Source organism: Mycobacterium sp. 1165196.3, assembly GCF_001673415.1.
In the GTDB taxonomy this organism is placed as follows: domain Bacteria; phylum Actinomycetota; class Actinomycetes; order Mycobacteriales; family Mycobacteriaceae; genus Mycobacterium; species Mycobacterium europaeum_A.
Map to the genome: position 1 here is coordinate 1 of NZ_LZLU01000079.1, position 20,518 is coordinate 20,518.

The 20,518-nt window shown below is 68.8% G+C and carries 18 protein-coding genes and 1 pseudogene; 13 read left to right on the forward strand and 6 right to left on the reverse strand.

Going from position 1 to position 20,518, the window contains the following annotated elements:
* From A5659_RS08155 to proB, 11 genes are all read left to right on the forward strand, one after another.
* Positions 1–323, forward strand: a 323-nt coding sequence (locus A5659_RS08155; protein ID WP_369829365.1) for a transglycosylase family protein, incomplete at its 5' end; no start/stop codon positions are given.
* 109 nt (positions 324–432) lie between these two features.
* Positions 433–1,689, forward strand: coding sequence for a trans-acting enoyl reductase family protein (locus A5659_RS08160; protein WP_067180321.1), 1,257 nt, complete (start codon positions 433–435; stop codon positions 1,687–1,689).
* Between the two features lie 63 nt (positions 1,690–1,752).
* Positions 1,753–4,413 (forward strand): valine--tRNA ligase, encoded by a 2,661-nt coding sequence (locus A5659_RS08165; protein WP_067180326.1) that lies wholly within the window; start codon positions 1,753–1,755, stop codon positions 4,411–4,413.
* Between the two features lie 7 nt (positions 4,414–4,420).
* On the forward strand, positions 4,421–5,872 hold the full coding sequence (locus A5659_RS08170) for a folylpolyglutamate synthase/dihydrofolate synthase family protein (protein WP_066867055.1): 1,452 nt from the start codon (positions 4,421–4,423) through the stop codon (positions 5,870–5,872).
* Positions 5,869–6,249, forward strand: a complete 381-nt coding sequence (locus A5659_RS08175) for a DUF4233 domain-containing protein (protein ID WP_067180337.1) — start codon at positions 5,869–5,871, stop codon at positions 6,247–6,249. The genes A5659_RS08170 and A5659_RS08175 overlap by 4 nt, the downstream gene beginning before the upstream one ends.
* Before the next feature lie 74 nt (positions 6,250–6,323).
* Positions 6,324–6,734 (forward strand): nucleoside-diphosphate kinase, encoded by a 411-nt coding sequence (ndk, locus tag A5659_RS08180; protein WP_067180340.1) that lies wholly within the window; start codon positions 6,324–6,326, stop codon positions 6,732–6,734.
* Positions 6,735–7,078: 344 nt separating this feature from the next.
* Positions 7,079–9,928 (forward strand): Rne/Rng family ribonuclease, encoded by a 2,850-nt coding sequence (locus A5659_RS08185; protein ID WP_067180344.1) that lies wholly within the window; start codon positions 7,079–7,081, stop codon positions 9,926–9,928.
* 204 nt (positions 9,929–10,132) lie between these two features.
* Positions 10,133–10,444 (forward strand): 50S ribosomal protein L21, encoded by a 312-nt coding sequence (gene rplU / locus A5659_RS08190; RefSeq protein ID WP_007769829.1) that lies wholly within the window; start codon positions 10,133–10,135, stop codon positions 10,442–10,444.
* A 14-nt stretch (positions 10,445–10,458) separates the two neighbouring features.
* Positions 10,459–10,725 carry a 50S ribosomal protein L27 gene (gene rpmA, locus A5659_RS08195; RefSeq protein WP_008255217.1) on the forward strand — a complete coding sequence of 89 codons (267 nt, stop codon included), beginning with the start codon at positions 10,459–10,461 and terminating at the stop codon, positions 10,723–10,725.
* Positions 10,726–10,786: 61 nt separating this feature from the next.
* Positions 10,787–12,286 (forward strand): GTPase ObgE, encoded by a 1,500-nt coding sequence (obgE, locus tag A5659_RS08200; protein WP_067180352.1) that lies wholly within the window; start codon positions 10,787–10,789, stop codon positions 12,284–12,286.
* Positions 12,283–13,386, forward strand: coding sequence for a glutamate 5-kinase (gene proB, locus A5659_RS08205; RefSeq protein WP_066867065.1), 1,104 nt, complete (start codon positions 12,283–12,285; stop codon positions 13,384–13,386). Before obgE ends, proB begins: the two co-directional genes overlap by 4 nt.
* 86 nt (positions 13,387–13,472) lie before the next feature.
* On the opposite strand, the gene A5659_RS08210 is transcribed toward proB, so the two are convergent.
* Positions 13,473–14,123: a TetR/AcrR family transcriptional regulator gene (locus tag A5659_RS08210; RefSeq protein WP_066867067.1), complete on the reverse strand. Its 651-nt coding sequence runs from the start codon at positions 14,121–14,123 to the stop codon at positions 13,473–13,475.
* Between the two features lie 106 nt (positions 14,124–14,229).
* Here A5659_RS08210 and A5659_RS08215 point away from each other — a divergent pair, with 106 nt between their 5' ends.
* A complete protein-coding gene (locus tag A5659_RS08215; protein ID WP_067022099.1) occupies positions 14,230–15,507 on the forward strand; it encodes a cytochrome P450 in 1,278 nt (425 codons plus the stop codon).
* On the opposite strand, the gene A5659_RS08220 is transcribed toward A5659_RS08215, so the two are convergent.
* Both A5659_RS08220 and A5659_RS08225 read right to left on the reverse strand, forming a co-directional pair.
* Positions 15,504–16,352, reverse strand: a complete 849-nt coding sequence (locus tag A5659_RS08220; RefSeq protein ID WP_067180356.1) for an NAD-dependent protein deacetylase — start codon at positions 16,350–16,352, stop codon at positions 15,504–15,506. The two genes, A5659_RS08215 and A5659_RS08220, sit on opposite strands and share 4 nt — an antisense overlap.
* Before the next feature lie 19 nt (positions 16,353–16,371).
* Positions 16,372–16,911, reverse strand: coding sequence for a cysteine hydrolase family protein (locus A5659_RS08225; protein ID WP_066867070.1), 540 nt, complete (start codon positions 16,909–16,911; stop codon positions 16,372–16,374).
* Between the two features lie 59 nt (positions 16,912–16,970).
* Between A5659_RS08225 and A5659_RS08230 the strand changes: the two genes are divergently transcribed.
* Positions 16,971–19,013 (forward strand): NAD(+) synthase, encoded by a 2,043-nt coding sequence (locus A5659_RS08230; RefSeq protein WP_067180353.1) that lies wholly within the window; start codon positions 16,971–16,973, stop codon positions 19,011–19,013.
* 53 nt (positions 19,014–19,066) lie between these two features.
* On the opposite strand, the gene A5659_RS08235 is transcribed toward A5659_RS08230, so the two are convergent.
* The 3 genes and pseudogenes from A5659_RS08235 to A5659_RS28460 all read right to left on the reverse strand — a co-directional run.
* Positions 19,067–19,474, reverse strand: coding sequence for a hypothetical protein (locus A5659_RS08235; RefSeq protein WP_082972275.1), 408 nt, complete (start codon positions 19,472–19,474; stop codon positions 19,067–19,069).
* 117 nt (positions 19,475–19,591) lie between these two features.
* The gene (locus A5659_RS08240; protein WP_066867077.1) at positions 19,592–20,140 is read right to left on the reverse strand and encodes a YbhB/YbcL family Raf kinase inhibitor-like protein; all 549 of its coding nucleotides are present in this window, start codon (positions 20,138–20,140) and stop codon (positions 19,592–19,594) included.
* Positions 20,137–20,518 (reverse strand): annotated as a pseudogene (locus A5659_RS28460) (hypothetical protein); the annotation flags it as partial. The pseudogene A5659_RS28460 and the gene A5659_RS08240, both read right to left, overlap by 4 nt.

Here is a 20,518-nt window from a genome sequence, read left to right on the forward strand (position 1 = left end):
CCTGCGAGTGCAGCACGTTCTCGGCCACCCGGATCTGCTCCTCGCGGCTCGCGCCGGACGGGGAGCCACTGCCGCCGCCTGCCCACCGCGCCTACAGCGTGAACTGGGATGCCATCGCGCAGTGCGAGTCGGGTGGCAACTGGGGCATCAGCACCGGTAACGGCTTCTCCGGTGGACTGCAGTTCACCCCGAGCACCTGGCACGCCAACGGCGGCAGTGGCTCCCCGTCCGGCGCGAGCCGCGAGGAGCAGATCCGGGTGGCCGAGAACGTGCTGCACTCGCAGGGCATCGGCGCTTGGCCGGTCTGCGGACGCCGCGGCTGAGCCGACGCCCACGCGACGGCTGACATACATATAAGAAGTGCCGGGCCACCGGGCCCGGCACTTCTTAGCTCCAGGGGTTGGGGCCCCAGCGTCGGGTAGCGTCGGGCCCGTGACCGCAACGCCGCGCGAATTCGACATTGTGCTGTATGGGGCGACGGGCTTCGTCGGGAAACTCACCGCCGAATACCTGGCCGGCTCGGCGCCGGACAAGCGGATAGCACTGGCCGGCAGATCGGCCGACCGCCTACGCGCCATCCGCGACACGTTGGGCGAAGCGGCGCAGTCGTGGCCCATTGTGAACGCCGACGCGTCCTCGCCCTCGACGCTCGATGAGATGGCGGCCCGCACCCAGGTCGTCATCACCACGGTCGGGCCCTACACCCGCTACGGGTTGCCGCTGGTGGCCGCCTGCGCCGCCGCCGGCACCGACTACGCCGACCTGACCGGCGAGGCGATGTTCGTCCGCGACAGCATCGACCTGTATCACAAGCAGGCCGCGGACACCGGCGCGCGCATCGTGCACGCGTGCGGATTCGATTCCGTCCCTTCGGACCTCAGCGTGTACGCGCTCTACCGGGCCGCGCGCGACGGCGGCGCGGGAGAACTCGTCGACACCGACCTGGTGGTCCGCTCCTTCTCGGGCGGCATATCCGGGGGCACCGTCGCCTCGATGTTGGAAGTGCTGGACACCGCCTCGCGCGATCCCGACGCCCGCCGCCGACTCGCCGATCCGTACACCCTGACCACCGACCGCAGCGCCGAACCCGAGATCGGCCCCCAGCCCGATCTGCCCCTGCGCCGCGGTGGCCGGATCGCGCCGGAACTGAGCGGCCTGTGGACGGCGGGTTTCCTGATGGCGCCGTACAACACCCGAATCGTGCGGCGCAGCAATGCCTTGCTGGACTGGGCCTACGGCCGCCAGTTGCGTTACAGCGAAAGCATGAGCCTGGGCTCGTCGCCGCTGGCCCCGGTGGCGTCCGCTGTGGTGGGCGGGGTGGGTGCCGCCACCTTCGGACTGGGCAGCCGCTACTTCCGGTTGCTGCCGCGCCGGCTGGTGGAGCGCATCGTGCCCGAGCCCGGCACCGGCCCGAGCGAGAAGGCCCGGGAACGCGGCTACTACCGGATCGAGACGTTCACCACCACGACCACCGGCGCCCGGTTCGTGGCGCGCATGGAGCAGCGTGGGGACCCGGGCTACAAGGCGACTTCGGTGTTGTTGGGGGAGTGCGGCCTCGCGCTGGCGCTGGACCGCGACAAGCTCCCCGACCTGCACGGCGTCCTCACGCCCGCGGCAGCGATGGGCGACGCACTGCTGGACCGTTTCCCGGCCGCGGGCGTCACATTGGAGGTAGAGCGGCTGGCCTAGTGACCCGGGTCACGCATTTTGGGCGCTTACACGTGGGTAAACACCGCTCCCTAGAATTGACGGGTGACCGCCAGCCGCAGCCCCGCCACTGACCTGCCCAAGTCGTGGGACCCAGCTGCGGCCGAAAGCGCGATCTATCAGAAGTGGGTGGACGCGGGTTACTTCGCGGCGGACCCGAACAGCGCCAAGCCCGGGTATTCGATCGTGCTGCCCCCGCCGAACGTGACCGGCAGCCTGCACATGGGCCACGCGCTCGAGCACACCATGATGGACGCCCTGACGCGGCGCAAGCGAATGCAGGGCTACGAGGTGCTGTGGCAGCCGGGCATGGATCATGCCGGCATCGCGACGCAGAGCGTGGTCGAAAAGCAACTCGCAATCGACGGCAAGACCAAAGAGGACTTCGGCCGAGAGCTGTTCATCGAGAAGGTCTGGGACTGGAAGCGGGAGTCCGGCGGCGCCATCGGTGCCCAGATGCGCCGGCTCGGCGACGGCGTGGACTGGAGCCGCGACCGGTTCACCATGGACGAGGGGCTGTCCCGAGCGGTCCGGGCGATCTTCAAGCGCCTCTACGACGCCGGGCTGATCTATCGGGCCGAACGGCTGGTCAACTGGTCGCCGGTGCTGCAGACGGCCATCTCGGACATCGAGGTCGACTACCAGGAGGTGGAAGGCGAGCTGGTGTCGTTCCGGTACGGATCGATGGACGACTCGCAGCCACACATCGTGGTGGCCACCACCCGGATGGAAACGATGCTCGGCGACACCGCGATCGCGGTGCATCCCGACGACGAGCGCTACCGGCATCTGGTCGGCACCAACCTGCCGCACCCGTTCGTGGACCGTCAGCTCGTGGTGGTGGCCGACGAACACGTGGATCCCGAATTCGGTACCGGCGCAGTCAAAGTCACTCCCGCACACGACCCCAATGACTTCGAGATCGGACTCCGCCATGAGCTGCCGATGATCTCGATCATGGACACCAAGGGCCGAATCACCGGCACCGGAACGCAATTCGACGGCATGGACCGATTCCAGGCCAGGGTCGCGGTGCGCGAGGCGCTGGCGGCGCAGGGCCGGATCACCGAGGAGAAGCGGCCCTACCTGCACAGCGTCGGACACTCCGAGCGCAGCGGCGAGCCGATCGAACCGCGGCTGTCGCTGCAGTGGTGGGTCCGGGTGGAATCGCTCGCCAAGGCCGCCGGCGACGCGGTGCGCAACGGCGACACCGTGATTCACCCCGCCAGCCTGGAGCCGCGGTGGTTCGCCTGGGTCGACGACATGCACGACTGGTGCATTTCGCGTCAGCTGTGGTGGGGTCACCGCATTCCGATCTGGTACGGCCCCAACGGCGAACAGCGTTGCGTTGGTCCCGACGAGACCCCGCCGGAAGGTTGGGAGCAGGACCCCGACGTGCTGGACACCTGGTTCTCCTCGGGGCTGTGGCCGTTCTCCACGTTGGGCTGGCCGGACAAGACCCCGGAGCTCGAGAAGTTCTATCCCACAAGCGTTCTGGTCACCGGTTACGACATCTTGTTCTTCTGGGTGGCCAGGATGATGATGTTCGGCACCTTCGTCGGCGACGACGAGGCCATCACCCTGGGCGGCCGCCGCGGCCCGCAGGTGCCGTTCACCGATGTCTTCCTGCACGGGCTGATCCGCGACGAGTCCGGCCGCAAGATGAGCAAGTCCAAGGGCAACGTCATCGATCCGCTGGACTGGGTGGACGCGTTCGGCGCCGACGCGCTGCGGTTCACGCTGGCGCGCGGCGCCAGCCCCGGCGGTGACCTCGCGGTCGGCGAAGATCACGTCCGGGCGTCGCGCAACTTCTGTACCAAGCTGTTCAACGCCACCCGCTACGCGCTGCTCAACGGCGCCAAGCTGGCCCCGCTGCCGCCGCCGGCCGAACTCACCGACGCCGACCGCTGGATCCTCGGCCGGCTGGAAGAGGTTCGCGCGGAAGTTGATTCGGCGTTCGACAGCTACGAGTTCAGTCGCGCCTGCGAGGCGCTCTACCACTTCGCGTGGGACGAATTCTGCGACTGGTACGTGGAATTGGCCAAAACCCAATTGGCCGAAGGGATCACGCACACCACGGCCGTGCTGGCGGCGACGCTGGACACCCTGCTGCGGTTGCTGCACCCGGTGATCCCTTTCATCACCGAGGCCCTGTGGCAGGCCCTCACCGGTGACGAGGCCGAACACGAGTCGCTGGTGATCGCCGACTGGCCGCAGCCGTCCGGTATCGGCCTGGATCAGGTTGCCGCGCAGCGGATTACCGACATGCAAAAGCTGGTGACCGAGGTGCGCCGGTTCCGCAGCGACCAAGGGCTGGCGGACCGGCAGAAGGTGCCGGCCCGGATGGCCGGCGTCGACGAATCCGATCTGGGCACCCAGGTGAGCGCGGTGACCTCGCTGGCGTGGCTCACCGCAGCGGGCCCGCAGTTCCAACCGTCGGCGTCGGTGGAGGTCCGGCTGCACCGCGGGACCGTCGTCGTCGAGCTCGACACCTCGGGCACCATCGACGTCGCCGCCGAACGTCGCCGCCTGGAAAAGGACCTGGCCGCGGCGCACAAGGAGCTCGCGTCGACCACCGCCAAACTGGCCAACGAGGACTTCCTGGGCAAGGCGCCGCAACACGTCGTCGACAAGATCCGGGACCGTCAGCGCCTGGCCCAGGAGGAGACCGAGCGGATCAACGCGCGGCTAGCCGGGCTGCAGTGAGCGTTCGATGACCGAGCCCGAGTGGCCGCAGGACGAGGTTCCCACCGAGCTTCCCGACCCGGTCCCCACCCCCGACGAGATCGCGTCGCTGTTACAGGTCGAACACCTGCTGGACCAGCGCTGGCCGGAGACCAAGATCGAGCCCAGCCTGACCCGGATCAGCGCGTTGCTGGACCTGCTGGGCTCCCCGCAGCTGGCCTACCCGTCGATCCACGTGGCGGGCACCAACGGCAAGACCTCGGTGGCCCGGATGATCGACGCGCTGATCACCGCGCTGCACCGGCGCACCGGACGCACCACCAGCCCGCACCTGCAATCGGCGGTCGAACGCATCTCGATCGACTCCAAGCCGATCAGCCCGGCCCGGTACGTGGCGACCTATCGCGAGATCGAGCCGTTCGTGCAGATGGTCGATGCGCAGTCGCAGGCCGACGGTGGGCCGGCGATGAGCAAGTTCGAGGTGTTGACCGCGATGGCGTTCGCCGCATTCGCCGACGCCCCCGTCGACGTCGCGGTCGTCGAGGTGGGGATGGGCGGCCGCTGGGACGCCACCAACGTGATCAACGCCCCGGTCGCCGTCATCACCCCGGTCTCCATCGACCACGTCGAATACCTGGGCGACGACCTCGCCGGCATCGCGGGGGAGAAAGCCGGCATCATCACCCGCGCGCCCGAGGGAGCGCCCGATACCGTGGCCGTCATCGCGCGTCAGGCGCCCGAGGCGATGGAAGTGTTGTTGGACCGAACCGTGCAGGCCGACGCCGCGGTGGCCCGCGAGGATTCGGAGTTCGCGGTGCTGGGCCGTCAGGTGGCGATCGGCGGGCAGGTGCTGCAGCTGCAGGGCCTCGGCGGGGTGTATTCGGATGTCTATCTGCCGCTGCACGGCGAACACCAGGCGCACAACGCCGTGCTGGCCCTCGCGGCTGTCGAGGCGTTTTTCGGCGCCGGTGCGCAGCGCCAGCTCGACGTCGACGCGGTTCGCGCCGGTTTCGCCGCCGTCGCCAGCCCCGGCCGGCTCGAGCGGATGCGCAGCGCCCCAACGGTATTCATCGACGCCGCGCACAATCCCGCCGGCGCGGCCGCGCTGGCGCAGACCCTGGCCGACGAGTTCGACTTCCGCTATCTCGTCGGGGTGCTCAGCGTGCTCGCCGATAAGGACGTCGACGGCATTCTCGCCGCCCTGCAGCCGGTGTTCGACGCCGTCGTGATCACGCACAACGGATCCCCGCGGGCACTCGATGTCGAATCGCTGGCCCTGGCCGCGCGCGAGCGGTTCGGGCCCGACCGCGTGAGCACCGCCGAGAACCTGCGCGACGCCATCGACGTCGCGACCGCGCTGGTAGATGACGCCGCGACCGACGGCCCGGCCGAAGCGTTCTCCGGTACCGGCATCGTCATCACCGGCTCGGTCGTCACCGCCGGGGCGGCCCGGACCCTGTTCGGTCGTGATCCGCAATGACCGACGTCCCCGAGAACCCCGACGAGCGGGCCGCGGCGCCGCAGGCCGACCCGTGGCGGAGCTTTGGCGCGGTGATGGCGTTGACGCTGATCCTGGAAGCGATCGTGGTGTTGCTGGCGATCCCGGTGGTGGGTGCGGTCGGCGGCGGCCTGACGACGGTGTCGCTGAGCTACCTGATCGGGCTGGCCGTGCTGCTGATCCTGATGGCCGGCGTGCAGCGCAAACCCTGGGCGATCTGGGCCAACCTGGGGGTCCAGGCGATCCTGCTGGCCGGCTTCGCGGTCTATCCGGGGGTGGGGTTCATCGGCGTGCTGTTCACCGGGCTGTGGGCCCTGATCGCCTACTTCCGGGCCGAGGTCCGGCGCCGCCAGGGCTAGCGGCGCGGGCCGGCGATGACCTCCCGACCGCCGTCGCCCGACTCTTCGCCGCCCGGTTATGTACGCTGTCCGCCGTGACCGAACGGACATTGATACTGATCAAGCCCGATGGCGTCCAGCGGCACCTGGTGGGGGAGATCATCGGCCGCATCGAGCGCAAAGGCCTCTCCATCACCGCGCTGGAGCTCCGGGCGGTCAGCCGCGACCTTGCCGCCCAGCACTACGCGGAGCACGAGGGCAAGCCGTTCTTCGACTCGCTGCTGGAGTTCATCACCTCCGGACCGGTGGTGGCGGCCATCGTGGAGGGGCCCCGCGCGATCGCCGCGTTTCGGCAGCTCGCGGGCGGGACCGACCCGGTGGAAAAGGCGATTCCCGGCACCATCCGCGGCGACTTCGGGCTCGAGACGCAGCTCAACCTGGTGCACGGGTCGGATTCCACCGAATCCGCGAAGCGGGAAATCGCGCTCTGGTTTCCCAACGCGTAGAGCTGCGGTGATGGCGCCGCGGCGCGGTCCGCAGCGACTTTGCTGGCGCGGGCTGGCTCAGGTGTGGCTGGGACCGCCACGTGATGTGGGATACTGGTCTCGGGTGAACGTCGCCGGACCGGCGACAGACACCCGAATGAAGACTTAGACAAGCGCGACCAATAGCCCCGTCGCCTTGGTTCGCTGCATGTCAGGCCGTCATTCAGCACGGCGCCGAGTGGGTCTGCGATCCTGGGCCGCTCGGGGCGAGACCATCACAAGTCCGGGAGAAGTGACCCGGGCCCATAGCGAAGCCCTCGCGTGGCCGCGTCGCAACGACGCGCCCGGGGGCTTGAGGAGAATACGTGGTAGACGGTGCACCGACTGCAGACCCATCAGAAGAATCGACTCGGCCGCAGGAACTGCCGGACCGCCTGAGAGTTCATTCGCTGGCCCGAACGCTGGGAACCACCAGCAAGAGGGTGCTGGACGCGCTAAGCGAGCTCGACGGGCGCATCCGCAGCGCGCATTCCACCGTGGACCGCGACGACGCGGTGCGGGTGCGAGACTTGCTGGCGGCCGCACAGCCCGCCGGAACCCCGGAAGATGCGGACCCCGCGCCGGCGGCCGCAGCCGAGGAGCCCGAATCCCGGCTGCTGCTCGAGACCCCCGACACCGCCGCCGAGCGGCCGCATTACATGCCGTTGTTCGTCGCACCGCAGCCGATCGACGCCCGCGAGGACGACGCCGGCAGCGACGACGATGGTGACGACTCGGATGACGCCGACTCCGACGATGACGAGCAGGCCGACCGGCCGTCGAACAAGCGGCGCCGCCGCGGCCGCCGCGGTCGCGGTCGCGGACGCGGTGAGCAGGGCGGACCCGACGGCCAGGGCGACGACGGCGACGACGACGAGGGCCAACCGCGGGGTAGGAAGGGCGGCCAACCCGACTCCGGCGACGCCGAGGACTCCGACGGCCAGGACACCGACGACTCGGACGATTCCGACGACTCCGACAACGGTGACGACGGCTCGGCGGATGGCGGCAATCGGCGCCGCCGCCGGCGCCGCCGCCGCAAATCCGGATCCGGCGACGACAACGACGAGGGCTCGTCGCCCGACGATCCGCCGAACACCGTGGTGCACGAGCGCCCGCCCCGCAACGGCAAGGGCGGCGGCGGAGACGACTCCGCCAGCGCCAACAACGAGATCAAGGGCATCAACGGCTCGACGCGGCTGGAGGCCAAGCGGCAGCGGCGCCGGGACGGCCGCGATGCCGGACGGCGCCGCCCCCCGGTGTTGACCGAGGCCGAATTCCTGGCCCGCCGCGAGGCCGTCGAGCGGATGATGGTCGTGCGCGACCGGGTCCGCACCGAGCCGCCGCACCAGGGCTCGCGCTACACCCAGATCGCGGTGCTCGAGGACGGCATCGTCGTCGAGCACTTCGTCACGTCGGCCGCGTCGGCCTCGCTGGTGGGCAACATCTACCTGGGCATCGTCCAGAACGTGCTGCCGTCGATGGAGGCGGCGTTCGTCGACATCGGCCGCGGCCGCAACGGTGTGCTCTATGCCGGTGAGGTCAACTGGGAAGCCGCCGGGCTCGGCGGATCCGACCGCAAGATCGAACAGGCGCTCAAACCGGGCGACTACGTCGTCGTCCAGGTCAGCAAGGACCCGGTCGGACACAAGGGCGCGCGGCTGACCACGCAGGTGTCACTGGCGGGCCGCTACCTGGTCTACGTGCCGGGGGCGTCGTCGACCGGGATCAGCCGCAAGCTGCCCGACACCGAACGTCAGCGGCTCAAAGAGATCCTGCGCGAAGTGGTGCCGTCCGACGCGGGTGTGATCATCCGCACGGCGTCCGAGGGCGTCAAAGAAGAGGACATCCGCAGCGACGTCACCCGCCTGCAGGAGCGCTGGCAACAGATCGAGGCCAAGGCCATCGAGATCAAGGAGAAGGCCGCCGGCGCCGCGGTGGCGCTCTACGAAGAGCCCGACGTGCTGGTCAAGGTCATCCGCGACCTGTTCAACGAGGACTTCGCCGGCCTCATCGTGTCCGGTGAAGAAGCCTGGACCACCATCAACGATTACGTGAATTCGGTTGCGCCCGACCTGGTTTCGAAGCTGAACAAATACGAAACCGCCGAGAACGGTCCCGATGTGTTCGCGGTGCACCGCATCGACGAGCAACTCGCCAAGGCGATGGAACGCAAGGTGTGGCTGCCCTCGGGCGGCACGCTGGTGATCGACCGGACCGAGGCCATGACGGTGGTCGACGTCAACACCGGCAAGTTCACCGGGTCCGGCGGCAACCTCGAGCAGACGGTCACCAAGAACAACCTCGAGGCGGCCGAGGAGATCGTGCGCCAGCTGCGGCTGCGCGACATCGGCGGCATCGTGGTCATCGACTTCATCGACATGGTGCTCGAGTCCAACCGCGACCTGGTGCTGCGGCGGCTGACCGAGGCGCTGGCCCGCGACCGCACCCGCCATCAGGTGTCCGAGGTGACGTCGCTCGGCCTGGTCCAGCTGACCCGCAAGCGGTTGGGCACCGGCCTGATCGAGGCCTTCTCGACGTCGTGTCCGAATTGCGGTGGCCGCGGGATCCTGCTGCACGCCGACCCGGTGGACTCGGCCTCGTCGAACGGGCGCAAGTCCGAATCCGGTGGCGGCGGCCGCCGGGGCAGGCGCAAGAAGAACAAGGCCGAAGAGCAGGTGGTGGCCAAGGTGCCCGCCCACGCTCCGGGCGAGCATCCGATGTTCAAGGCGATGGCCGCCGGCTCCTCGACGCAGGGCGACTCCGAGGACGACTCCGACGAGGCCACTGAAGCCACCGACGAGCTGGAGCAGAAGAAGGCGGCGCGCGGCGTCGAGGACACCGACCAAGAGGACTTCGACGAGGACACCGACGACGAGGACGACGAGGACTCGGACGATGAGGACTCGGACGATGAAGACACCGACGACGAGGACTCGGACGACGACGACCTCGACGACGACGACGAGGACATCGACGACGAAGAGGACCTCGGCGACGACGACGAGGATCTCGAGCTCGACGACGACGACGAGGACCTGGACACCGAGGACGACGATTCCGACGACACCGACGCCGGCCAGTTCTCCGGTGGGGCCGAACAGGCCGGAGCGGCTCGGCCCCGACGCAGGCGCGCTGCGGGCCGGCCGGCCGGCCCGCCGATCCACGCGGACTGAGCTGGTCATGCCCGGTTTGACCCTGTAGCCGCTGGTCACGTACCCTTGGACAGTTGTCGTCAGGCCGGACGAGGAAAACTTCGGTTGGCGGCAGCGGGACTCCCGGGTAATCGGCGCAGGCCCGCACCCAGACCCACCACGTGCACCGCGGCTGGTTGGCGCGCGACGCGCAGAGCAGCGGCTAGAAGAAGGAGCAGAACGACGATGGCGACCTACGCAATCGTGAAGACGGGCGGCAAGCAGTACAAGGTCGCCGTCGGGGACGTCGTCAAGGTCGAGAAGCTCGAATCCGAGCCCGGCTCGAACGTGTCGCTGCCGGTTGCCCTGGTGGTGGACGGCGCCAAGGTGACCACCGACGCGGCCGCGCTGGCCAAGGTCGCGGTGACCGGCGAGGTGCTCGAGCACACCAAGGGTCCCAAGATCCGCATCCACAAGTTCAGGAACAAGACCGGCTACCACAAGCGTCAGGGACACCGTCAGCAGCTGACGGTCCTGAAGGTCACCGGGATCAAGTAGCGAAGGCGGCAGAGATGGCACACAAGAAGGGCGCTTCCAGCTCGCGCAACGGTCGCGATTCCGCCGCGCAGCGGCTGGGCGTGAAGCGATTCGGCGGCCAGGTCGTCAAGGCGGGCGAGATCATCGTCCGGCAGCGCGGCACCAAGTTCCACCCGGGCGTGGGCGTCGGGCGTGGCGGGGACGACACGTTGTTCGCCAAGGAGGCCGGCGCCGTCGAGTTCGGCATCAAGCGCGGCCGCAAGACCGTCAACATCGTGGCCGCCGGGCAAGCCACCGACTGAGGTGTGTTTCCGGGCCCAGCCCGGTGATTTCGGCGACCGGTGGTAGGTGAGAGGACCCACGATGCCTCGGTTCGTCGACCGCGTCGTCATCCATGCGCGTGCCGGTGCCGGTGGTAACGGATGCGCCTCCGTCCATCGCGAGAAGTTCAAGCCGCTCGGAGGCCCCGACGGCGGTAACGGCGGGCGCGGCGGCAGCATCGTGTTCGTCGTCGATCCGCAGGTGCACACCCTGCTCGACTTCCATTTCCACCCCCACGTCACCGCCCCGTCGGGCAAGCAGGGCATGGGCAACAATCGCGACGGCGCCGCCGGCGCCGACCTGGAAGTCAAAGTGCCCGACGGCACCGTCGTCCTCGACGAAAACGGTCGGCTGCTCGCCGACCTGGTCGGCGAGGGCACCCGGTTCGAAGCGGCCGCGGGTGGACGCGGCGGGCTGGGCAACGCCGCACTCGCCTCGCGGGCCCGCAAGGCTCCCGGCTTTGCGCTGCTGGGCGAGCAGGGCCAGACCCGCGACCTGACGCTGGAACTCAAGACCGTGGCCGACGCCGGCCTGATCGGTTTTCCCTCGGCCGGCAAATCTTCGCTGGTGTCCACGATCTCGGCCGCCAAGCCCAAGATCGCCGACTATCCGTTCACCACGCTGGTGCCCAACCTCGGGGTGGTATCGGCGGGCGAACACACCTTCACCGTTGCCGACGTGCCCGGCCTGATCCCGGGTGCATCGCAGGGCCGCGGCCTGGGCCTGGATTTCCTCCGCCACATCGAGCGGTGCGCCGTGCTGGTGCACGTCGTCGACTGCGCCACCGCGGATCCCGGCCGTGACCCCATCTCCGACATCGATGCGCTGGAGGCCGAACTCGCCGCGTATACGCCCACCCTGCAAGGGGATGCGGCACTGGGTGATCTGACCGAGCGGCCCCGCGCCGTAGTGCTCAACAAGATCGACGTCCCCGAGGCGCGCGAGCTTGCCGAGTTTGTCCGTGACGAGATCGCCCAGCGCGGCTGGCCGGTGTTCCTGGTGTCGACCGTGGCACGAGAAGGCCTGCAGCCGTTGATATTCGGGCTGTGGCAGATCATCTCGGACTATAAGGCGGCCCAGCCCGAGATCGTGCCGCGGCGCCCGGTGATCCGGCCGGTACCCGTCGACGACAGCGGCTTCAGTGTGCAGCCGGATCCCCAGCAGCCCGGCGCCTTCGTGGTCAGCGGCGCACGCCCCGAACGCTGGATCCGCCAGACCAACTTCGACAACGACGAGGCCGTGGGATATCTGGCCGACCGGTTGGCGCGCCTCGGCGTCGAAGAGGAGTTGCTGCGGCTGGGCGCGCGGCCGGGCTGCGCAGTGACCATCGGGGACATGACGTTCGATTGGGAGCCGCAAACGCCTGCGGGACAACAGGTTGCGCTATCCGGTCGCGGAACCGACACGAGGCTGGAGCGCACCGAGCGCGTCGGCGCGGCCGAACGCAAGGCCGCCCGGCGCCAGCGGCGCGCCGGCGACGATGCAGAGCGCAGCGATGCTGAGGAGCGGCGCAGAACCAGAGTACGCGGTGAGGAGCAGTGACCGCGCACCGCGACGTCATCCGCACTGCGCGCAGCCTGGTGGTCAAGGTGGGCACAAACGCGCTGACCACACCGGCCGGGGTGTTCGACGCGGGCCGGCTGGCCGGGCTCGCCGACGCGATCGAGGCCCGGATGAAGGCGGGGACCGACGTCGTCATCGTCTCGTCGGGAGCCATCGCCGCCGGCATCGAGCCGCTCGGATTATCCCGTCGGCCAAGGGATTTGGCGACGAAACAGGCCGCGGCCAGCGTCGGTCAGGTCGCGCTGGTGAATTCGTGGAGCGCCGCGTTCGCCCGCTATGGCCGCACGGTCGGCCAGGTGCTGCTGAGCGCGCACGACATCTCGATGCGGGCCCAGCACACCAACGCCCAGCGCACGCTGGATCGGCTGCGCGCCCTGCATGCGGTGGCGATCGTCAACGAGAACGACACGGTGGCCACCAACGAGATCCGGTTCGGTGACAACGACCGGCTTTCGGCGCTGGTGGCTCACCTGGTCGGCGCCGAGGCGCTGGTGTTGCTGTCCGACATCGACGGACTCTACGACGCGGATCCTCGAAAGACCGAAGGCGCCAGGTTCATCGCGGAAGTGTCCAGCTCCGCGGATCTGATCGGTGTAATCGCCGGCCCCGGAAGCGATTTGGGCACCGGCGGCATGACCTCCAAGATGTCGTCGGCGCTGCTGGCCGCCGATGCCGGTGTGCCGGTGTTGCTGGCAGCCGCCGCCGACGCCGCGACCGCGCTCACTGACGCTTCGGTCGGCACGGTGTTCGCGGCACGCCCGGTGCGGATGTCGGCCCGGCGGTTCTGGGTGCGTTACGCCGCCGAGGCTGCCGGTGCCCTGACCCTGGACGAGGGTGCGGTGCGCGCGGTGGTGCGCCAGCGTCGCTCGCTGCTGCCCGCCGGGATCACCGCGGTCTCGGGCCGCTTTTACGCCGGCGACGTGGTCGAGTTGCGCGACCCGGACGGGGTGATGGTGGCCCGCGGTGTGGTCGCCTACGACGCGACCGAACTGGTCACCATGATGGGCCGCTCGACCTCCGAGCTGCCCGGCGAGTTGCGCAGGCCCGCGGTGCACGCCGACGACTTGGTGGCGGTGTAGGAGGTCCCCGGCGGACACCGCCTCGGGACCATGACGACCTTCCGGAACGAACTAGCGCATGTGCTAGCGCAATTGCGGCGGTCGGGTCAGTGCTCCGAGATGGGCTTGAGATACAGTGCGCCCCAGACGATCTCGGCCAGGGTGGCGGCCAGTTCGGCGTCATAGTCGCCGGGCTTGGTCGGGAGGTTCTGCTGGCAGGCCCGCTCGACCATCCACGTCAGCGCGCTGGCCGTGGTGAGCGCGGCCAGCTCCGGGCGGATCGAGCCGTCCGCCTGGCCGTCTTCGATGACGTGGGTGAGCTGCTCGGAGATGCCGGTCAGCAGTTCGCGATACGTGTCCGCCGTCAGCGGGTCGTAGGCGGCCATCTCGTTGAGCGCGACCAGCACCGCCTGGTGGCGCCGGTAGGTGGCGATGATGCGGCTCATCGCGGTCCGCACGTCCTCGGGGTCACGGCGCCCGGCCACGCTCCACCAACTCCGCGCGCCGTCGGTCAGATCGCCGAATACCTGGCCCGCAAGCCGGCGCAGCAGATGCCCCTTGTCCTCGAAGTAGATGTAGAAGCTGGCCCGGGAGATGCCGGCCTCACCGGAGAGCCGATCCACGCTGAGTTCGGTGAAGCTCGCGCCGTCGCGCATCAGCCGTTCGGTGGCGTCCAGCAGCCGGCGCTCCATCCGCTCGCGCCGCTGCTCGCGGCCCAGGCTGCGGTTGCCCTGCGGCTTGCGGGTGAGCGACGGCATGCGCCGAGCATAACCGAGTACTCGACATATTGACTAGACAGATTGTCTAGGCATATCGTCGCAGGGAGCCTGTGACCGGTGTCATACGAGACGGAGGATCACCACCATGGCCGTGCTGACGGGTAAGTCCGGGACCGACAAGTCCGGCCGTGCCTACGACGAGATCGATCTGTCCTCGCGCGCGTTCTGGTCCACCACCGCGGCCGATCGGGAGCGCTCCTTCGCCGTGCTGCGGGCCGAGCGGCCGGTGAGCTGGCATCCACCGGTCGAGGATTCGCTGATGCCCGATCCGGCCGACCCCGGCTTCTGGGCGGTCACCCGGCGCTCCGACATCGTCGCGGTGAGCCGCAACAACGACGTCTTCCTGTCCGGCCACGGGGTGATGTTCGAGAGCATCCCGGTGGAGCTGCTCGAGGCGTCGCAGTCGTTCCTGGCGATGGACCCGCCGCGACACACCAAGCTGCGCAAGCTCGCTCACGCCGCGCTGAGCCCCCGCCAGGTCCGCCGCATCGAAGACTCGATCAAGGCCAACGCCAAGACCATCGTCGAAGAGCTCCGATCCGCAGGCAGCGGCGCGGATTTCGTCGACCACTGCGCCAAGGAACTGCCCATCCGCACCCTGTCGGACATGATGGGGATTCCGGAATCCGAACGTGAGCGCATGGCGCACGCCACCGATGCCCTGGTCTCCTGGGCGGACCCGCAGTTCCTCGCCGGACGCCCGGCGCTGGAGGTCCTGTTGGAAAACCAAATGTATCTGCACCAAGTCGTCGGCACGCTGGCCACCGAACGTCGCGAACACCCGGGTGACGACCTGATCAGCAGCCTGGTCACCGCCGAAGTCGACGGCGACCGGCTGGAAGACGCGGAGGTGGCGGCGTTCTTCGTCCTGCTGTCGGTGGCGGGCAACGACACCACCCGTCAGACCATCAGTCATACCCTGCGGGCGCTCACCGATTTTCCCCGCGAGAAGGCATGGCTGCTCGAGGATTTCGACAACCGAATCGGCACGGCCATCGAGGAGTTCATCCGGTGGGCGACGCCGGTGATGACCTTCCGCCGCACCGCCGCAACGGATATCGAGCTGGGCGGTCAGGCCATCCGGGCGGGGGAGAAGGTGGTCATGTTCTACCCGTCCGGCAACTGGGACACCGAGGCGTTCGACCACCCGGAGCGCTTGAACCTGAGCCGCGACCCCAACCCCCACGTCGGCTTCGGCGGTGGCGGGCTGCACTTCTGCCTCGGTGCCCACGTCGCGCGCGCGCAGCTGCGCGCCATCTTCGGCGAGCTGTTCCGTCAACTGCCCGACATCGCGGCGGGCGAGCCGTCCTACCTGGCGGGCAACTTCGTGCACGCCATCCGCAGCATGCCGTGCACCTTCTAATGCGTTGCCAGGGGCGCTAACTCGTCGGCGAGCAGGGCCAGCAACTCAGAGCAGCCGCCATCGACCTTGACGCTGGCCAGATCGTCGCCGCGGGTACCGCCACGGTTGACGATGGCCACCGGGATGCCCAGCGCGGCGGCGTGACGCACAAACCGGTAGCCGGAGAACACGGTCAGCGACGAACCGGCGACCAGCAGCGCATCCGCCGCCTTGACCAACCTATACGCTTGGGCCACAACGTCTTTGGGGACGCTTTCGCCGAAGTAGACGATGTCGGGCTTGAGCATGCCGCCGCAGCGCTCGCAATCCAGATACCGGAACGACGCGGTGTCCGCGACGACGGCGTCGGCGTCGGGCGCCACCGCCAGCCCACCGATGGCCTCGGCGCGCTCGATGAATCCGGGGTTGAGCTCTTCCAGCCGGTCGGCCAGCGCGGCGCGGGCCATGGTGGAGCCGCAGCTCAGGCAGATCACCCGCGCGTAGGTGCCGTGCAGGTTGATGACGTTTCGGCTGCCCGCCTTGGAGTGCAGCAGATCGACGTTCTGGGTGATCACACCTGTGACCACCGACGCGTCCTCAAGCGCGGCCAGCGCCCGGTGGCCCGCGTTGGGCAGCGTGTCGGCCATGTGGCGCCAACCGACGTGGTTGCGCGCCCAATACCGCTGCCGAAACGCCGGATCGCTGGTGAACTGGCGGATGGTCATCGGGTTGCTCGGCGGCGAATCGGGCCCGCGGTAATCGGGGATGCCCGAATCGGTGGACAGGCCCGCGCCCGTCAGCACCGCGATCCGGCGCCCTGCCAACAGCGTGACCAGTTCCGGGGATTCTGCACAGCCGACGGTCACCACACCCAGAGTACGAGGCTCAGCCCAGGCAGTCCGCGGCCGTCGTGAGCTCGGCGGACATGTTCTGCTCCATCATCTTCAGGGCGGCCTCACACAGTTCGTTGTCGATCCCGGCGACGGCGTCGGTGGGGATAACGACGGGGAAATGGCGCACGTAGGCGTCCAGCGCGGTGTAGAGAATGCACTGCTCGGTGACCTGGCCGGTCAGGATCACCCGCTTGGTCTCCAGCCGGTTGAGCAAGTAGTCCAGGGGTGACGCGTAGAAAGCGCTGTGCCGCACCTTGGTCATCACGCGGCACTCGTCGGCCGGCAGGATCGGCTTCACCAGATCGGGCCTGGCCCCGTCGCATGCGGACCGGACGATATCGGAGAACTGGGCGGTGAAATCGCCGTAGTTGTCGTTGATGTACACCAAGTCGACGTCGTCGGTTTCACGGGCCCGGCGGACCAAATCGGTCAAAGGCTCGATGATCTTCTCGACATTGGGTATTAAATTTTCAGCGTCGGGATGCTGATACGTGTTCAACATGTCGACTACCAGGACAGCAGTGTCGCTCATGTCGTCGGGGATACCCGGCCGCGGCGAGTTGACACGCCAGCGACGACAATGGAAGGGCGATGGACTTTTACAACGCTTACAGCCAGGGGTTCGTCCGCGTCGCCGCATGCACCCACCACACCGCCATCGGTGACCCGGCCGCCAACGCCGAGACGGTCCTGCGGATGGCGCAGGAGTGCCACGACGACGCCGTCGCGCTGGCCGTGTTCCCGGAGCTGACCCTGTCCGGCTATTCCATCGAAGACATCCTGCTGCAAGACCTGCTGCTCGACGACGTCGAGACGGCCATCGAGGAGATCGTCGCGGCGTCGGCCGAGCTGCTGCCGGTGTTGGTCGTCGGTGCCCCGCTGCGTCATCGGCACCGGATCTACAACGCCGCGGTGGTGATCCATCGCGGCGCGGTGCTGGGGGTGGCCCCGAAGTCGTACCTGCCCACCTATCGGGAGTTCTACGAGCGCCGCCAGATCGCACCCGGCGATGACGAGCGTGGCACCATCCGGCTGGCCGGCGTCGAGGCGCCGTTCGGTCCCGACCTGCTCTTCACGGCTTCCGACGTGCCCGGCTTCGTGCTGCACGTGGAGATTTGCGAGGACATGTTCGTGCCGATTCCGCCGAGCGCCGAGGCCGCGCTGGCGGGTGCGACGGTGCTGGCCAACCTGTCCGGCAGCCCGATCACGATCGGGCGCGCCGAGGACCGCTGCCTGCTGGCCCGGTCGGCCTCGTCGCGTTGCCTGGCCGCCTACGTGTATTCGGCTGCCGGAGAAGGCGAATCGACGACGGATCTGGCCTGGGACGGCCAAACCATGGTGTTCGAAAACGGCGTGATGCTGGCCTCCTCCGAGCGCTTTCCCAAGGGGGAGCGGCGCAGCATCGCCGACGTCGACGTCGAACTGCTCCGCTCGGAGCGGCTGCGGATGGGCACCTTCGATGACAACCGGCGCCACCACCGGACGACCACGGATGCCTATCGGCACATCGAATTTCGGTTGGACCCACCCGGCGGGGACATCGGCCTGCGCCGCGAAATCGAGCGCTTCCCCTTCGTCCCCGCCGATCCGCAACGGCTGGAACAGGATTGCTTCGAGGGCTACAACATCCAGGTCGCCGGCCTCGAACAGCGCCTGCGCGCGCTGGATTTCCCGAAGGTGGTCATCGGGATCTCCGGTGGACTGGACTCGACGCACGCCCTGATCGTGGCCGCCCGCGCGATGGATCGCGAACAACGGCCGCGCAGCGACATTTTGGCGTTCACGCTGCCCGGCTTCGCCACCGGGGACCGCACCAAACGCAACGCGTCCGAGCTGTGCCGCACGCTGGGTGTGACGTTCGCGGAGATCGACATTCGCCAGAGCGCGGAACTGATGCTCAAGGAGATGGATCACCCGTTCGCGCGCGGCGAAAAGGTGTACGACGTCACCTTCGAAAACGTCCAGGCCGGTTTGCGCACCGACTACCTGTTCCGGTTGGCCAACCAGCGTGGCGGCATCGTGCTGGGCACCGGCGACCTGTCCGAGTTGGGACTGGGCTGGTCGACATACGGGGTGGGCGACCAGATGTCGCACTACAACGTCAACGCCGGCGTGCCCAAAACACTGGTCCAGCACCTGATCCGCTGGGTCATCTCGTCGGAGCAGTTCGAACCGGAGGTCAGCGAGGTGCTGCAGTCGGTGCTCGACACCGAGATCACCCCGGAGCTGGTGCCCAGCGGCGAGGAAGAAGAGCTGCAGAGCAGCGAAGCAAAAGTGGGTCCATTTGCGCTGCAGGACTTTTCATTGTTCCATGTGCTTCGCTTCGGATTCCGGCCGTCCAAGATCGCCTTTTTGGCCTGGCACGCCTGGAGCGATCCCGACCACGGCATCTGGCCCCCCGGCTTCCCCGAGGACAAGCGGCCGTCCTACACGCTCAAGGAGATCCGGCACTGGCTGCAGGTCTTCGTGCAGCGGTTCTATTCGTTCAGCCAGTTCAAGCGCTCGGCGCTGCCGAACGGGCCCAAGGTGTCGCACGGGGGTTCGCTGTCGCCGCGGGGGGATTGGCGCGCGCCGTCCGACATGTCCGCGCGCATCTGGCTCGACGAGATCGAACGCGAAATCCCCAAGGACTAGCCTGCGCTCACGGGCCCGCCCGGATCACCGAGCGGGCCTGCGAGCATTCGCGCTCACGCCTTGGCGCGCCGCCACCCCTGGTACTGCACTTCGGCGAACACCAGCGTGTAAGCGCCGGCCGCCAGGTTCAACACGACGCCGGCCGACGTCAACGGAAAGACGTCCGCGAGCACCAGAACGATCGCGGCCACCGTGTATGCCACGTTGGCGATGATGACGCCGATGCCGGCGCGCCGCACCGATGGCAGGCTGGCCAGCCCGAACACCACCACGCCGTACGCGATCAAGAACGCGGCCATGGCGTACTCGAACGCCTTCGTGGTGCCCGAGAGGTCGGCGAGCCAGCCGGCGAACGGCAGACCGGCCAGCCCGACCAGCCCGCTGATGGCGGCGTCGGCGCGCATGGCGAGCCGAAGCAAGCCGTCCCGGGTACCGGTGCGGTCAAGCGTGATAGCGGACATGATGTTCCTTTCTCTGGCGGACTGCGATCGCTACCGACGCTGCTCCCAGCCCACTGCCAGATCGACGCCGGGCGCTGCCAAACACTGCCAACCGCAGGTCAGCGGGGCGATCGGTGGCTAGCGCTCGTAGGTTCCGGTCAGCGTGCCCCGCGCCAGCACGTGACCGCGCATCGCGGCCAGCAGCCCCTTGGCGTTGGTCACGGCGTCCGGAATGGTGACATCGAGCGCGAATACCTGAAAGCGGTAGTGGTGTGGCCCATGGCCGGGGATCGGCCGTGGCCCGGCATAGCCGCGGTGACCCAGGTCGGCCCGCGGGAAGCGGATTCCTGGGCATCCCGGCTGCAGCGCACCCGCGGCCACGCCGCCGACGCTCGGGTCGATCACCGCGACGGTGTGCAACAGGGGCCGGGGCAGCGGGACGTCGACGTCGTCCATGACGAGCACGACCTGGCGGGTGCGGCCCGGCAGCGCGTCCCAGCGCAACGGCGGGGAGGCGTTGTCGCCGACGCCCTTGCCGGCGCTGGACGCCGGCATGGCGCCCCCGTCGGTGAACGCGGTGCTGGTTACGGCGATGGTCGTGGGCGCCTCGAACGCGCCGCCGGCGAGCGGGCTTCGGCGGGCACCCGCGCGCACCCCGCGCAACGCCCGGCCCAGACGCTCGATCACGCGCCGCTGCCCGCGCCGCGCATCGCCACCGCGGGTGAGCGCAGCAGGTCGCCCATTTCGGTAGGCAGGTAGCCCTGCCGGGCGAGCCGGGGCAGCACACCGCCGCTCTCGATGATGTCGAGGATCAGGTCGGGCAGGCGCGCGACGGTGCCCGCGACCCCGGTGGTGTCGTTGCGCCAGCTGCCGTCGCCGAGGAATTCAACTCGCTGTTCTTCCGCAACGCCGTGAACTCCGGGCTGCCGGCGATCACCGTCCCCGAGGCCACCTCGGCGTTCAGCGACGGCGACACCGGAACCTTCGACCTCGGCGACGGCAGCTGGCGCAACGACACCACCGGGGTCGCGGGCACCGTCGCGCGCCTGCCCGACCTGATCCTCG